This is a genomic window from Acinetobacter sp. ANC 3903, from assembly GCF_002135315.1.
GTDB lineage: Bacteria > Pseudomonadota > Gammaproteobacteria > Pseudomonadales > Moraxellaceae > Acinetobacter.
Map to the genome: position 1 here is coordinate 40,610 of NZ_NEGA01000016.1, position 14,812 is coordinate 55,421.

The 14,812-nt window shown below is 43.5% G+C and carries 15 protein-coding genes, 6 tRNA genes and 1 other RNA gene; 13 read left to right on the forward strand and 9 right to left on the reverse strand.

Features of this window, described 5'->3' with window-relative positions; genetic code table 11:
• Nucleotides 1-25: 25 nt before the first annotated feature.
• Nucleotides 26-102, reverse strand: a tRNA-Met gene (locus tag B9T29_RS12630).
• Nucleotides 103-378: 276 nt separating this feature from the next.
• Between B9T29_RS12630 and B9T29_RS12635 the strand changes: the two genes are divergently transcribed.
• Nucleotides 379-654 carry a hypothetical protein gene (locus B9T29_RS12635; RefSeq protein WP_228146611.1) on the forward strand — a complete coding sequence of 92 codons (276 nt, stop codon included), beginning with the start codon at nucleotides 379-381 and terminating at the stop codon, nucleotides 652-654.
• A gap of 98 nt (nucleotides 655-752) precedes the next feature.
• On the opposite strand, the gene B9T29_RS12640 is transcribed toward B9T29_RS12635, so the two are convergent.
• The 4 genes from B9T29_RS12640 to coaD all read right to left on the reverse strand — a co-directional run bounded on the left by B9T29_RS12640 (nucleotide 753) and on the right by coaD (nucleotide 2,069).
• A tRNA-Met gene (locus tag B9T29_RS12640) sits at nucleotides 753-829 on the reverse strand.
• 73 nt (nucleotides 830-902) lie between these two features.
• Nucleotides 903-1,286: RNase P RNA component class A (rnpB, locus tag B9T29_RS12645), an RNA gene on the reverse strand.
• 26 nt (nucleotides 1,287-1,312) lie between these two features.
• Nucleotides 1,313-1,576, reverse strand: coding sequence for a YfhL family 4Fe-4S dicluster ferredoxin (locus B9T29_RS12650; protein ID WP_086176261.1), 264 nt, complete (start codon nucleotides 1,574-1,576; stop codon nucleotides 1,313-1,315).
• A 1-nt stretch (nucleotide 1,577) separates the two neighbouring features.
• Nucleotides 1,578-2,069, reverse strand: a complete 492-nt coding sequence (coaD, locus tag B9T29_RS12655; protein ID WP_086176262.1) for a pantetheine-phosphate adenylyltransferase — start codon at nucleotides 2,067-2,069, stop codon at nucleotides 1,578-1,580.
• A gap of 138 nt (nucleotides 2,070-2,207) precedes the next feature.
• On the opposite strand from coaD, the gene smpB reads away from it, so the two are divergent.
• Nucleotides 2,208-2,687 (forward strand): SsrA-binding protein SmpB, encoded by a 480-nt coding sequence (smpB, locus tag B9T29_RS12660; protein ID WP_086176263.1) that lies wholly within the window; start codon nucleotides 2,208-2,210, stop codon nucleotides 2,685-2,687.
• Between the two features lie 66 nt (nucleotides 2,688-2,753).
• Here smpB and B9T29_RS12665 read toward each other — a convergent pair whose 3' ends face one another.
• Genes B9T29_RS12665 through rluD form a run of 3 tightly spaced genes read right to left on the reverse strand, consistent with a single transcriptional unit; the run spans nucleotide 2,754 to nucleotide 5,189 of the window.
• Nucleotides 2,754-3,305: a flavodoxin family protein gene (locus tag B9T29_RS12665; protein WP_086176264.1), complete on the reverse strand. Its 552-nt coding sequence runs from the start codon at nucleotides 3,303-3,305 to the stop codon at nucleotides 2,754-2,756.
• A gap of 39 nt (nucleotides 3,306-3,344) precedes the next feature.
• Nucleotides 3,345-4,085: a peptidoglycan editing factor PgeF gene (gene pgeF, locus B9T29_RS12670; protein ID WP_086176265.1), complete on the reverse strand. Its 741-nt coding sequence runs from the start codon at nucleotides 4,083-4,085 to the stop codon at nucleotides 3,345-3,347.
• A 51-nt stretch (nucleotides 4,086-4,136) separates the two neighbouring features.
• A complete protein-coding gene (gene rluD / locus B9T29_RS12675) occupies nucleotides 4,137-5,189 on the reverse strand; it encodes a 23S rRNA pseudouridine(1911/1915/1917) synthase RluD (RefSeq protein WP_086176266.1) in 1,053 nt (350 codons plus the stop codon).
• 71 nt (nucleotides 5,190-5,260) lie between these two features.
• Here rluD and B9T29_RS12680 point away from each other — a divergent pair, with 71 nt between their 5' ends.
• Both B9T29_RS12680 and B9T29_RS12685 read left to right on the forward strand, forming a co-directional pair.
• Nucleotides 5,261-6,292, forward strand: a complete 1,032-nt coding sequence (locus tag B9T29_RS12680; protein ID WP_086176267.1) for an outer membrane protein assembly factor BamD — start codon at nucleotides 5,261-5,263, stop codon at nucleotides 6,290-6,292.
• A gap of 200 nt (nucleotides 6,293-6,492) precedes the next feature.
• The gene (locus B9T29_RS12685) at nucleotides 6,493-8,400 is read left to right on the forward strand and encodes a DNA primase (RefSeq protein WP_086176268.1); all 1,908 of its coding nucleotides are present in this window, start codon (nucleotides 6,493-6,495) and stop codon (nucleotides 8,398-8,400) included.
• Between the two features lie 22 nt (nucleotides 8,401-8,422).
• Here B9T29_RS12685 and hemA read toward each other — a convergent pair whose 3' ends face one another.
• Complete coding sequence (hemA, locus tag B9T29_RS12690) at nucleotides 8,423-9,712, reverse strand: glutamyl-tRNA reductase (RefSeq protein WP_086176269.1); 1,290 nt, start codon at nucleotides 9,710-9,712, stop codon at nucleotides 8,423-8,425.
• Between the two features lie 78 nt (nucleotides 9,713-9,790).
• Between hemA and B9T29_RS12695 the strand changes: the two genes are divergently transcribed.
• From B9T29_RS12695 to rplY, 9 genes are all read left to right on the forward strand, one after another.
• Complete coding sequence (locus B9T29_RS12695) at nucleotides 9,791-11,503, forward strand: tetratricopeptide repeat protein (RefSeq protein ID WP_086176307.1); 1,713 nt, start codon at nucleotides 9,791-9,793, stop codon at nucleotides 11,501-11,503.
• Nucleotides 11,504-11,511: 8 nt separating this feature from the next.
• Nucleotides 11,512-12,093: a lipoprotein insertase outer membrane protein LolB gene (gene lolB, locus B9T29_RS12700; RefSeq protein ID WP_086176270.1), complete on the forward strand. Its 582-nt coding sequence runs from the start codon at nucleotides 11,512-11,514 to the stop codon at nucleotides 12,091-12,093.
• Between the two features lie 24 nt (nucleotides 12,094-12,117).
• Nucleotides 12,118-12,948, forward strand: a complete 831-nt coding sequence (gene ispE / locus B9T29_RS12705; RefSeq protein WP_086176271.1) for a 4-(cytidine 5'-diphospho)-2-C-methyl-D-erythritol kinase — start codon at nucleotides 12,118-12,120, stop codon at nucleotides 12,946-12,948.
• A 1-nt stretch (nucleotide 12,949) separates the two neighbouring features.
• Nucleotides 12,950-13,024 (forward strand) — tRNA-Gln (locus tag B9T29_RS12710).
• A gap of 27 nt (nucleotides 13,025-13,051) precedes the next feature.
• A tRNA-Gln gene (locus tag B9T29_RS12715) sits at nucleotides 13,052-13,126 on the forward strand.
• Between the two features lie 42 nt (nucleotides 13,127-13,168).
• A tRNA-Gln gene (locus B9T29_RS12720) sits at nucleotides 13,169-13,243 on the forward strand.
• 91 nt (nucleotides 13,244-13,334) lie between these two features.
• Nucleotides 13,335-13,409 (forward strand) — tRNA-Gln (locus tag B9T29_RS12725).
• Nucleotides 13,410-13,445: 36 nt separating this feature from the next.
• On the forward strand, nucleotides 13,446-14,399 hold the full coding sequence (locus B9T29_RS12730) for a ribose-phosphate pyrophosphokinase (protein ID WP_086176272.1): 954 nt from the start codon (nucleotides 13,446-13,448) through the stop codon (nucleotides 14,397-14,399).
• A 100-nt stretch (nucleotides 14,400-14,499) separates the two neighbouring features.
• Nucleotides 14,500-14,793 (forward strand): 50S ribosomal protein L25, encoded by a 294-nt coding sequence (gene rplY / locus B9T29_RS12735; protein ID WP_086176273.1) that lies wholly within the window; start codon nucleotides 14,500-14,502, stop codon nucleotides 14,791-14,793.
• Nucleotides 14,794-14,812: the final 19 nt, after the last annotated feature.

A 14,812-nucleotide genomic window follows, 5' to 3' on the forward strand; every position in this document is an offset into this window, starting at 1 on the left:
ATGCTGAGAGCATGGTCTATAAAAATGGTGGCTATGACGAGACTTGAACTTGTGACCCCCGCATTATGAGTGCGGTGCTCTAACCAACTGAGCTACATAGCCGTAAACTGTGTGCGCATTATCTAAATTTCAGCGATTAGCGTCAAGCCCTTTATTTGATGAGTGTTCAGAGTTTAAGCACTTTATTTCTTTTCAGTTAATATTTAAGCAAAACCACCATTTATTCATGCTATTTTTTCTTTAATCTCATCAACAAAGCATTTAAAAGTCGAGATAAAGATATCTCAATTCAAATTCATCACTATCAGTTTAATCACCCTGACCACCACAGCCTGCCAGCTGATTTCACCCTTGTTTGTGAACTACAATGGGATACGCATGGATGTAGCACGTTGGATCAACAATCAGCAGCTTCTGAGCATGCAACAAAAACGTAACCTTGCCCAGCTGAGTAAAGCACAACAAAAACTTTATCAAATTGAACAGATTCCGCAAGATCAGAAATTAGCCATTGCCATGCAAAACCAGATTGCCTTGCATTGCACCCGACTCTATGTTTCAGAACATAAAATAAATAACTGCAACTGCTTGTATTTGGAAAAGATAAAAAGCAACAGATTCTGGAAAAATATGATCAAGAATTTCCGAAAGTAAAACTCGAGGCTAGTGCAATACAGTGTGAATAATGATTTTTTAATATAAATCTTAAGCATAAAAAAAGACCACGCTTTTAGAAACGTGGTCTATCAAAATGGTGGCTATGACGGGACTTGAACCTGTGACCCCCGCATTATGAGTGCGGTGCTCTAACCAACTGAGCTACATAGCCAAAACTGTGCGCATATTATCTATTTCAAACAATCTTATGTCAAGAAATATCACGCAATAATTGTAAAAAAATCTGGTGAAGTGAGCCGATAAGCCGGGTTCTGTCGTGAACGATCATTCCTCTAGGCGTACAATCACTCGTACGCTCAAGCGACCTACCCGAATCCAGCACGGGCCGTGCCTGAAGGATTCCTATTTGGTCTTGCTTCTGGTGGGGTTTACCTTGCCGTGAACTGTTACCAGACACGCGGTGCGCTCTTACCGCACCCTTTCACCCTTACCATCTCTGTTGGTCTCCCCGAAAGGAAATTGCAAAGATGGCGGTCTACTCTCTGCTGCACTTGCCGTCGGCTTTCACCGCCCAGGCGTTACCTGGCACCCTGCCCTATGAAGCCCGGACTTTCCTCCCCTGCTTCAATCACGGAGATTTCCACAGCAGCGATCGTCTGGCTCACTTCGGGGCGTATGCTAACAAATTCCAGCACTAATTACTGGTGCTTTTTTGTGCAATCAGCTTTTTATATTTTTCCATCAGCTCATCTTGCGATTCCACATGCTGGGGATCAAGCGGAATACAATCGACTGGACAGAATAATTGACACTGCGGTTGATCATGATGCCCGACACATTCGGTACATAAATCAGGGTGAATTTCATAAATGACTTCACCCATAAATATTGCCTCATTCGGGCACACCGGCTCACAGACATCACAATTGATGCATTCATCGGTAATATATAAAGACACGCTACCAACCTTGCTGTTGTTTCCGTTTAAAAGCTTCGACCACAGCCTGCGGTACAAACTGAGTCACATCACCATTTAAACGTGCAATTTCACGTACTAATGTAGATGAAATAAATGAATATTGTTCTGAAGGGGTTAAAAACACCGCTTCAAACTTGGAATCCAGTCGACGGTTCATATTAGCCAACTGAAATTCGTACTCAAAGTCAGAGACGGCGCGCAAACCACGTAGCACCGCAGTGGCTTTCTGTTCATTAAAGAAATTGACCAACAAACCATCAAAGCCTACAAATTCAACATTGTCCAAATGGCTAAGCGATGCTTTTGCCAACTCTACGCGTTCTTGCAAACTGAACACCGGGTTTTTATGATGACCAATAGCAATCGCGACCACGACTTCATCAAACATTTTTGATGCACGTGTCACAAGGTCAATATGACCGTTGGTGATTGGATCAAAAGTTCCCGGATAAATCACGCGAGTTTTAGACATCCATTTGTACCCTGTTTGTTATGTAGAACTGTATTTTAGCAAAATCTTGATTTATTGGTGAAGAAACTCCATTAATTTAAAAACTTCAACTCAATTCAAGATGCGGTACAATAGCAGTAAGTTTGGAAGTATCAGATTATGGCGAAAGCAAGTATTGTAGTTAAAAAAAATAACGGCGGCACGATTGCACTGAATAAACGTGCACGCCACGATTATTTTATTGAAGAAAAATTTGAAGCAGGGCTTTCTTTACAAGGTTGGGAAGTCAAATCAATGCGTGCAGGTCGCATGACCATCGTAGAAAGCTATATTACCTTTAAAAATGGTGAGGCCTTCCTGTTTGGTGCACAAGTTCAGCCTTTGCTGAGTGCATCAACACATGTCGTTCCTGAAGCAACGCGTACACGTAAACTTTTGCTGAACCGCCGTGAAATTGAAAAGCTTATGGGTGCGATTAACCAAAAAGGTTATTCCTGTGTGCCATTGGCATGTTATTGGAAAGGTCCAAATGCCAAACTGGAAATTGCCTTGGTTAAAGGTAAACAGTTACATGACAAGCGTGCCACAGAAAAAGATCGTGACTGGCAACGCGATAAGGCCCGGATTATGCATAAATAATCCATAAATAATTTTGCATCAATAAAAAACCTCCAACTAAGGAGGTTTTTTTATACTCAAAAATGATTATTTGAATTTATTTAACAACAGCGCAACGTACTCACCAAACCAGATTGCCGTATCCAGATCACCTTGGGGAGGCGTCACTTCAACCGGCGCATTATCGGATTGGGTCATGAGTCCCAAAAAACTCGACATGCGGTTTAGATCCTGCGAACTACGTCCGGTCGGCATCAGCGGTAAACCGGTCCATAACATGCCATGCTGCATGGCAAACAGGTTAATCTGTTGTAATACTGCCAGTTTATCTCCGCTTAAACCGCCACCATTGGTAAAACCGGCCGCGATCTTGCCTTGCCAGGTACGTGCTAACCAGCGTTTGGAAGATTGCTCCATAAACTGTTTCAAGCCAGAGGTAATACTGCCCATATAGGTAGGACAACCCAACATGATCGCATCGGCCTGATCCAGCACCTCCCAATCCACCTGTTCAATGTTCATGCAGTGCACATGAATACCCGTTTGCTTGGCACCTTGTGTAATAAAAGAAGCAACCTTTGCGGTATGTCCATATGGGCTGTGATAAACGATGGCAAGCGATTTAGAAGATAAAGACATATCAATAAAAACAATAAATTTTAATCAAGTTTAACAGTTTCAAGCCATAAACACGAATGTCGCCATGCGTCCTGTTTTGGCTTCACGGCGATAGGAAAAATATTCCCCTGTCTGCTGATAGCTGCATTGATCGCCTCCCAGCACCAGCTCAACACCGTGTTGCTTTAAGATAAACCGTGCAATAGCGTATAAGTCTGCATAAAACTTACCCGCTTTTTCACCGGCTTTAAAAGTACTGTCCAGTTCAGGATATTTGGAGCAAAAAGCCGTTTTGACTTCTTCACCAATTTCAAAACAAGGCTGGCTGATTGCAGCACCCAGCCACGCCCAGGTTGGCTGAGTTTGCATGGTCGCAATCGTATTTTCCACAATACCACCCGCCAGACCACGCCAACCGGCATGCAGATTCGCGATTTCCGTGCCATCTGCATTGCCAAGCACGACAGGCAAACAATCGGCCGTCATCATCATTAAAGCATGTGCTTTACGCTGTGTGACCAGACCATCTCCCTCCAAAGCCAGAAAAGAAATTTCTTCATTGATGCTATGGCAGATGGTGCTATGCGTTTGTGTCATCCAGGTGACTTTATCCACCCCAAACTCGGCAAACTGTTGCAGCAAGGCCATACGGTGCTGTTGTACACGTTTTGCGTCATCATGGACATGCAATGCCAGGTTAAATCCTGCAAGTTCAGGTTGAGCTGAGGCCAGCGTTTTTTCATGATGCACGCGGGTCTGCCTAACATATACACCTAGTGGAAGCCCTTGAACAAATTGCATGTTTATTTCCTTGTGCTTTTCCCTATGATTCATACCCAGCCTTAAAACGGCTTAATAGGCTTTATTTTCACTACGCAATACCTCAACCAGTTGCGCGAAGTCATCTGACCATGGCGCTTCAAACATCATTTCCTCACCGCTACGAGGATGAACTAGGCCAAGTTTGGCTGCATGCAAGGCCTGACGTCTAAAGTTACGTAAAGTATCACCCAGCAATTCTGAAGCACCTGCCGGTACACGAACACGGTTCATATAGACCGGATCACCAACCAGACCAAAGCCCAAATAACTAAAATGTACACGAATCTGATGGGTACGACCGGTTTCCAGACGCGCCTGCACACGGGTGAAATGCTGGAAACGCTCTTTCACGTTGTAATGGGTAACCGCATCTCGACCACCGGGCAATACTGCCATTTTCACGCGATCGACCGGATGGCGCTTGATTGGCTCATCAATGGTACCGCCAGCAATAATATTGCCGTAAACAATCAGGTCATAGACACGGTAAACCGATTTCTTCGCCAATTGCTTGCTTAAAGAAAATTGTGCTTCCAGATTTTTTGCTACTACCAGCAAACCGCTGGTGTCTTTATCAATACGGTGCACTAGACCGGCGCGTGACAATTCAGCAGATTTTGGATAATGATAAAGCAAGGCATTGACCAAAGTACCCGAGCTGTTTCCAGCACCCGGATGAACCACCATGCCGACCGGTTTGTTAATGACAATAATATCGTCATCTTCATACACCACATTTAAGGGAATATTTTCCGGCTGGCTTGTGGTTTGAACTTCCAGCTCAACATCGAGCGTTAACAGCTCATTGCCTTCACATTTATACTTAGGTTTAACAGTGTTACCATTTACCAACAAATGACCATCTTTCAGCCACTGCTTTAATTTTTCACGGGAAAAATCATTCCAGATTAACGCTGCAACCTGATCGATACGTTGCCCCAAATAGCTTTCATCCAATTGAAATTGCAACGATAAACGTGTTGCAGTTGAGTCTGAAGTATGGTTATCTGCATCCTCAGAATCTTCAAGTAAATTGAAATCAGTTTCAGGGACATTAGAATTAGAAGATTGTGCTTGACTCATTTGCTCATTCAGACAAAAGTGGTTTAATAGTGCAATTGTAGCTCATTGCCCGTATTAACAGAGGAATTTTTATGTCGTTACCACGTTATAAAATGACAATGCTTGCTTTATCTTTAGGCGTTGCGTCGGCAATAGTGGGCTGTAGCAGTAATCCAAAGAAAGATGTGGTGGACACAGGACCGCAGTCTAGCGAGCAAGTTTATATTCAAAAAGCTGAAAAAGCCCTTGAACGTGGTCAATATACTGACGCGGCCAAACATCTTGAAGCCATAGATACCTATTACCCTACAGGTGAATATGCGCAACAAGCACAATTAGAATTGTTGTACGTTAAATTTCAACAAAAAGATTATGAGGGGGCAATTGCCCTTGCCGAACGTTTTATTCGTTTAAATCCGCAACATCCAAATGTGGACTATGCCTACTATGTTCGTGGCGTAGCGAATATGGAACAAAACTACGATAGTCTATTGCGTTATACCTCATTAAAGCAGGCTCACCGTGATGTCAGCTATTTAAAAGTGGCCTATCAGAACTTTGTCGATTTCATCCGTCGTTTCCCGTCGAGTACCTATGCGGTAGATGCAGCGCAGCGCATGAAATTTATTGGCAATGAACTGGCTGAAAGTGAAATGAATGCAGCACGTTTTAATATTAAACGTAAAGCATGGCTAGCGGCTATTGAACGCTCACAATGGGTAGTCGAACACTATCCACAAACGCCTCAAGTTCCTGAAGCTTTAGCGACCATGGCTTATGGTTATGACAAGCTAGGCGATACGCAAACTTCACAGCAATACGTTGAAGTGTTAAAGCTGAATTATCCTCATCTGGTTAAAGCAGACGGTAGCGTGAATATGCGTGCCGCACATGGTGAAGGTAGCTGGTTTAACCGCGCTACTTTAGGTGTTTTTGGTCGTGAAGCGCAAAACTCTACCGAAGCAGAGCAACAGCAAATTTCAGAACAGTCTGAAAAGCGCAGTCTCACCAATCGTTTAAGTTTTGGTTTGCTGGATCGTCCTAAAACTGAAAGCAGCATTCCTCCCGCACCAGAGCAACAACCTCAACCAGAAACACCGACTGAAGCACCAGCCGCAAAATAAGCTTAGCTTAATCGGTCGCATTTTCATGAAGGGCAAGTTATCATACTTGCCCTTTTGTGATTTCAATGCATCATATTGATCATTTTGCGCAAAAGGTATACAAATTAACTTTTAACGCATGACGCAATTTTAACTTACGTACATTCTGACAGCTTATCTGTCAGTCATTTATAGATAGATCACAACCCGATTGCATACCTATGGCTATTCCTCAACACACGATTGATCAAATCCTGGATCGTACCGATATTGTCGATCTGATTGGTCAGCGCGTGAAACTCAAGAAAACCGGTCGCACCTATTCAGGATGCTGCCCTTTTCATCAGGAAAAATCGCCATCTTTCCATGTCTATCGTGACAAACAATATTTTCATTGTTTTGGCTGCCAGGCCAACGGCAACGCCATTCGCTTTTTAATGGATATTGACGGTCGCAACTTTATCGACGTGATGAAGGACCTGTCGAGCCGAACCGGGATTGAACTGCCTAAAGACAATAACGACAGCAATAAAATCAAATATAAACGTGAAGCAGCAAAACCTGCTCCCACAGTACAGGTGCAAGATAAGCCGAAAGGCAGCCCCGATCAAGCACCGAATGCAGCGCCTGTAGCACATTTTGATCCTTTTGCAGAATTTCAGGCTCAAGAAAATGACTACTATGACGACCCCTTTGCATCCTTTGAACAGATGCCTATGCAGGAAACTGCACAAGACGGCAACCTGTTTGATCTGCTAGAAAATATTGCCCAGTATTACCAACGTCAATTACCGCACAGTGCCAGTGCACAACAGTATTTTAAGCAGCGCGGCTTAAGCGCAGAGACCATTGACTATTGGCGCTTAGGCTATGCACCAGAAGATTGGCAACACCTTGAAAAGGCCTTTCCACAAGACCTCGAAGGCTTAAAACTGCTTGGTCTGATCCGTACCAGTGACAATGGCCGTGATTTTGACCTGCTGCGTGACCGGGTGATTTACCCGATCCGTGATGCTAAAGGACGTGTGGTCGGTTTTGGTGGTCGTGCCTTAAATGACGAAATCAAGCCCAAGTACATCAACTCGCCTGACTCTGAAGTGTTCCATAAAAACCAGTTACTGTATGGTTTATATGAAGGCCGCAAACAGAAAGCCCAAGACTGGCTGATGGTTGAAGGTTATATGGATGTGATTGCCTTGCAGCAATATGGTATTGCTGGAGCCGTCGCAACACTCGGTACTGCAAGTAACACCGAACACCTGAATATTTTATTCAAGCAGAATAACCGTATCACGATTGCTTTTGATGGAGATGCCGCTGGACAAAAAGCTGCCAGTCGTACTTTAGAAATAGCCCTGCCGCTGCTGAATGATGGCCGTGAACTGAAGTTTTTTGTACTCCCCAATGATCACGATCCGGATTCTCTGATTCGTCGTGAAGGCTTAGAAAGCTTCCAACGCATGTTGCAAGCCGCGCCTTTATTGTCCGAGTTTGTTTTTGCGCATTTAACTCAAAATCATAACAGCACATCGCCTGAAGGTAAAAGTCAGGTCATGGGTGAGTTAAAACAGCTCACTGAACTGCTACCAAAACATGGCTCTTATCGTTATTTACTACAGCAATATTTCCGTGAAAAGCTCGGTTATAGTCGCAAATGGCAGCCGCAAGTCAACAATGATGCATCCTTAAGCTTTAGCACCAAGATTGATGCTGAAGAATATGTGATTGCGATTTTAATGAATCACCCTTATTTGTACATTCATTTTGAACCGCTGCGGGCCTTGATTTCACCTGATCAGCTGCTGTTTAAAATTTTAAATATCTTGAATATTATTTTTGATGATTTACCCGATGATATCGAGTTGTCGCAGTATTACGTATTAGGAGCCTGCGCAGCTTATCACCATGACTTGCAACATATTTTACTGCAAGCCAATATCAGTGATTACACCTCTTCACCTGAGCAGGCCGATAAACTGGCGGAAGATTTCTCCATTAAACTGCAATACCAGTGCCTGCAACAAAAACTGAAATCGAAGAAATTTGCCAGCATTGCCGAAATGCGCAATCTGAAACAGAAAATTTATGAGATTGATAAAAAACGCTCACTGACCCTGTTAGAAGAATAAGCGAGCGGCAGTTATTTACTGCTTATGATTCGTGCTTGGTGTTACGCCGTTTGGCAAATACATCTTCTAATTGATCACGCAGCGATTCGAAATAACCCGGATCTTCAGCCTTGGCGGCTTGTCGCAATAAGATAGACGTCGGATGCAGTAATTTTTGTGTCAGGCGATGCGACAATTCCTGTAAAACCTGCTCCGGATTGTCACCACTGGCCATACGAGACATCGCCAAAGCCAGTTCTTCTTGTCGAAGTACTTCACCCTGTTCACGATAAGCTTGAATGGTACTACCCGCTTTTTTAATTTTTTGCTGAGTGAGCAACTCTGTAGCTAACTGATTGACCATTACCTCTGCTTCAACCGCAGCCTGGCGACGTTGGGCCAGATTGTCATCAATCACGCTCTGTAAATCATCGACGCCATACAGATAGACACCATCTAGAGATTCAACTTTGGGATCGATATCGCGCGGAACAGCCAAATCGACCAACAGCATTTGTTGATAGCGACGTTTTTTTAAAGCCGTCTTGACATCTTGATATGAAATGACCTGGTGCAAACTTCCAGTACAGCTGGAAATGACGTCTGCACGGTGCAAATTTGCAGCCAGTTCAGAAAATTCAATAATTTCCACATCGACACGATGCGCAATTTCTTGTGCTAAGGTTTCAGCACGAGCACGGGTCCGATTGCAAATCAAAACCTTACCCACGCCCATTTCCGCCAGATGTTTCGCCACCAGACTATTCATTTCACCTGCAGCAACCACCATCACGGTCAGCTTTTCTGGTTTGCTAAATACTTGCAAGGCCAACTGGGCAACCGCATAGCCCATAGAAACCGCATGGCTACCCACAGCAGTTTCCGAGCGCACACGTTTCGCTGCATAAAAGGCATATTCAAAAATACCGTTCAAGTTTGCAGAAACAGTATTTGCATCTTTAGCCAGAGAAAGTGCAGACTTTACTTGTCCTAAAATTTGCGGTTCACCCAGCATCAAGGAATCAAGTCCACTGGCAACTCGCATCAGATGCGTTACAGCCTGTGCATTTTCATAGCGATAGACATGATTAAACAATTGTTTAGCATCTATGCCATTTGCTTGGGCGAGCCAATTCATTACCATGTCTGCATCTTCAGACATGGCATAAACTTCGGTGCGGTTACAGGTAGACACCACGACCATATCGTTCAGGTCATGTTTTTGGCTTTGTAGGCTAAGCAATTGCATTAATTTTTCAGGATTAAATGCAATCTGCTCACGCAGTTCTACAGAAGCGGTTTGATGGTTGACACCCAATGCAAAGAAAGACATATCAGATCATCATTTCGCTAAATTTATGCTATTGTGCGGTATTGGTGTCATAAAAAGCATTACTTGGATCAAGAAAAATTGCGTCAAACAAATGGCCGGATTAACGGCATGACAATTAAGCAATATTCTACCACATTCTTACTTGTGGGTAGCATGGCTTCCAGTGCTCATATTAGAGCATCTGGAGAAATTTATCATGCCAATTCAAACTATAATGCCATAAAACAAAGCATGATTGCTGAATTTGCATTGACCTATCATGACATTCCCACAGCATTGCATAACTACACCGTGCTGGCAATTAAAAGCAATTCAAGCACGGTTAAACAACGCGCATTAAATGTTGCTTTAGAGCAAAATGACTTGAAGGCGGCACTGGATATTGCCACCCATTGGGTGGTTCAAGAACCAACCGACGTTCCAGCTTTATTTTATCTTTCACATATTGCCCTGAAATCGCATGAGTATGAACTGGCTGCGGACACGCTGGACAAGATTTTAAACATCGACCCAGATGCAGACCTGGAAAAAATTCTAGTCGGTATTGCCCCGGAACAGCCAGAAGATCGCGAAGTATTGATTGAGGCCTTGCGCAAAAGTAAAGAACAGGACAATCCCTCGGTACTGGTACTGATAGCAGGCCTAGAAGCACAAAACGGACAGCTGGAACAGGCACTGACCACCATCAACCGTGCATTAAGGAAGCGTTCTAATGTCACAGCCTTCATTTTGATGAAGGCCAATTTGCTTAGTGCCTTGGGAAATGAAGAAGAAACCTTAAAATGGTATGACAAAGCCAGTCGTAAACATAAAAACAATTTAGAAGTGCGTTTAGCCGAAATTAAATATCTGATTAAACTCAATCAGTCGGGAAAAGCCCTCAGTAAACTACAAGGCTTACTAAAAAAATGGCCCCATGAAGAAGAAGCGCTGTTTATTGCCGGCTTGACCAGTATTGACTTAAAAGAATATGAGCACGCTGAAAAATATTTGGTAGAACTGCGTTCTTCCAACCAATACCAGAATGAAGCTTATTACTATCTGGCAGTCAATGCCGAAAGAAAGCAGCATTTTGAAACGGCAAAAGCCTATTACCGGCTGGTAGATGGTAGTCTGTACACGGTTTCACGCCGCAACATGATTAATATTTTTTCTGCCCAAAATCAGCTGACTGACGCACTGCGCTTTCTGACCCAAGAACGGGTCAATTATCCGCAATATGCCAGTTTTTTATATCAGGCGCAGGCCGATATTTTAAAACGTATGGACAATAAAAAGGCAGCCATTCGCCTGCTCGATGAAGCCATCAAAAATGTCCCGGATGATCCGGAACTGATCTATTCAGAAGTGCTATTACTCGATCCTTATCAAGATCGGGACAAACTTGATAAATTATTACAAAAATTGCTGGAAATTGAGCCTAATAGCCCAACCTATCTGAATGCCTATGCCTATACCCTTGCACTCCAAAACCGGCGTTTGAACGAAGCCCGCAAGTATGTTGAACATGCCTTGGAATTTGCTCCCGAACAAGCGTCTATTTTAGATACCCTGGGCTATATCACCTTTTTACAAAACGACTTTAAAACCTCGGCTCAGGTGTTAGAACAGGCTTATCAATTGAGTCAAAGCGTGAAAATTGGGGTGCGCTATGCAAAATCGTTATACATGCAAGGTGATCTGACAAAATTTAGTAAAGTGTTACAACAATTACAAAAAAATCATCCGAATGATCCGCAATTAGAGCAATTGAAATCGTTACTGTTACCGCAACAAATGAAAAAGAGTTAATTATCTGTATGCACATTTTTTCAAAATTGAGCTTAAGCCTGATTGCCACCAGCACCTTGATCCTAAGCGGATGCCAGCAATATACCCAGCCTCAGGCACCCGGCGTTTCTCAACCTCCGGTAGCCGCCAATCATTTCAATCTGCAAGGTAAAATTGGGGTAAAAACACCCGGACAATCAGGGAGTGCTTTTTTCACCTGGGTACAACAGCAGGATGAATTTAACATCGAGTTAAGCGGAATTTTAGGTGTCGGTAAAACCCAGATTTCAGGTCAACCGGGTAATGTCAGCCTCAACAGTGCCAAAACAGGTCTGATTCAAGCGGGTACGCCTGAAGAATTACTGGAACGTGCAACCGGCTGGCAAGCGCCGATTACCCATTTAGTCGACTGGGTTCAGGCCCGACCGGCAACGACACAAGCAAAAATCAGTAAAGACGAGCAAAATCGTCCCATCCAGTTTCTGGAAGATGGCTGGACCGTCGACCTGAGTTATAACACGCAAGCCCAGTTACCGAACAAGCTGATTTTGAAACAGATCCTTGAGTCCGGTCAGGAAAACCGTATTACAATGCTCATTCAAAATCGTTAAGTCTATTTAAAAGTTCAAAATTCTATGATTCGTGTTCCCTCTCCTGCCAAGCTCAATCTTTTTTTGCATATCACCGGTCGCCGTGACAACGGTTATCACGAATTGCAAAGTATTTTTCAGCTGATTGACCTGTATGACTGGCTAGAATTTAGTCAATCAGCCAGTCCTGAAATCAGTATTGATGGATTAAGCAGTGTCGATTTGGAACAAAATCTCATTTTCAAGGCCACGCAGATTTTAAAAGCTTATGCAAAAGCATATTCAGGCTTAAATATCAGCATTGAAAAAAACATTCCCATGGGTGCTGGACTGGGCGGAGGTTCATCCGATGCCGCCACCACCCTGATTGTGGTAAACCAACTATGGCAATGCGGTTTAAATATTGAGCAATTGGCAGAACTGGGTTTAAAACTGGGTGCCGATGTGCCCATTTTTATTCATGGCCGTAATGCCTGGGCAGAAGGCATTGGTGAACACTTAACATTCATAGACTTAGATCAAAAACAATACATCGTGTTAAAACCTGACTGTTTTATCAGCACTCAACTGCTTTTTTCACAAAAAACGTTGACAAGAGACACGAAGCCTACTAAATTTTGCGCCTATCAGTTAAAGCCATTTAACTTCGGAAATAACTTTGAGCCATTGGCAAGAAGCTTGTATCCGGAAGTCAATGAAGCGATGCAGTATTTAGATCAGTTCGGTATTGCAAAACTTACAGGTACAGGTGCTTGTGTTTTTACTGAAGTAACTGCCGATATGAATATTGATGAGATTTTAGCTCATTCACCTTGTAAAGCTTACTTGGTTAATAGTTTAAATGAATCACCATTACGTCATTTCGAGGTTATATGATAGGGGCGTCGCCAAGTGGTAAGGCACCGGGTTTTGATCTCGGCATCCGTTGGTTCGAATCCAGCCGCCCCTGCCATCATTTTCATCTGTAGATTACTGTATTAGGGGCGTCGCCAAGTGGTAAGGCACCGGGTTTTGATCTCGGCATCCGTTGGTTCGAATCCAGCCGCCCCTGCCATTTAAACCAGTCGTTTAAATTAATATTACAGTGATCGAATTTAGGGGCGTCGCCAAGTGGTAAGGCACCGGGTTTTGATCTCGGCATCCGTTGGTTCGAATCCAGCCGCCCCTGCCATTTTCTCAAAAAAGACAGTACAATATTTGCTTGTTCATTTGTTAATTCACCTTGACATAGAGCAGCAAAAATATTAAAGTTCTGCCGCATTAGGGGCGTCGCCAAGTGGTAAGGCACCGGGTTTTGATCTCGGCATCCGTTGGTTCGAATCCAGCCGCCCCTGCCATCTATTTTCAAACATTCCAACCGCCAAGGGTGCTTCATGCCCAATCTTGTCGTTTTTAGTGGAACTGCACATCCACAATTCGCCCAAAAAGTCGTAAGCCACCTGCACATTCCTTTAGGTGCAGCATCTGTAGGTCAATTTTCTGACGGTGAAATCGCTGTCGAAATTACTGAAAATGTTCGTGGTAAAGACGTATTCGTTGTACAGCCTACTTGTGCGCCAACCAATGACAACCTGATGGAAGTCCTTGTTATGGCTGACGCTTTACGTCGTGCAAGTGCAGGTCGTATTACCGCTGTTATTCCTTACTTCGGATATGCTCGTCAAGACCGTCGTCCTCGTTCAAGCCGTGTGCCAATCACTGCAAAAGTTGTAGCAGACATGCTCACTACTGTAGGTATTGACCGCGTTGTAATGATCGACCTTCATGCTGACCAGATTCAAGGTTTCTTCGATATCCCTGTAGACAACATCTACGGTACTCCTGCATTACTTGCTGACCTTCGTCAACAGCAACACCATAACCTTATGGTTGTTTCTCCAGACGTAGGCGGTGTAGTTCGTGCCCGTGCTGTAGCGAAACAAATGGGTGATATCGATCTTGCAATCATCGACAAACGTCGTCAAAAAGCAAATGAATCACAAGTGATGCATTTGATTGGCGATGTTAAAGATCGTGACTGCGTCATCGTAGATGACATGGTTGATACTGCAGGTACTTTGTGTAAAGCAGCTGATGCACTCAAACAATTTGGTGCTCGCCGCGTTGTTGCTTATGCAACTCACCCAGTACTTTCTGGTAAAGCTATTGAGAACTTGAAAAACTCTGTAATCGACGAACTTGTGGTAACAGATACTATTCCGCTTTCTCAAGAAGCCCAAGAACTTGGTAAGATTCGCCAAGTTTCAGTAGCTAGCATGGTTGCTGAAACAATTCGTCGTATTAACAACGAAGAATCTATTAGCGCAATGTTCGATTCTTATCTATAATATAGCGCTGAATTTTCAAAACCCTGTCTTATGGCAGGGTTTTCTATCACTAGGCTGGTCGAAGGCCTAGTCAATTAAACTTAAATTAGGAATGTCTATCATGGCAAACTTCGTATTAAATGCAGTAGCACGTGAAGAAGCAGTTCAAGGGAAAGGTTCGAGCCGCCGCCTTCGTCTTCAAAACAAAGTTCCAGCAATCATCTACGGTTCAGGTGAACCTGTTGCAGTAACTTTAGAACTTCGCGAACTTGTTAAAGCACTTGAAAACAATGCTTTCTTTGAAGAAGTTGTTGAAATCAAAGTTGGTGATAAAGTTGAAAGCGTTAAAATCCAAGCTTTACAACGTCACCCAGCTAAAAACACTCCAATGCACGCTGACTTCAAACGCGCATAAGTGTTGATGGTGTAAATTA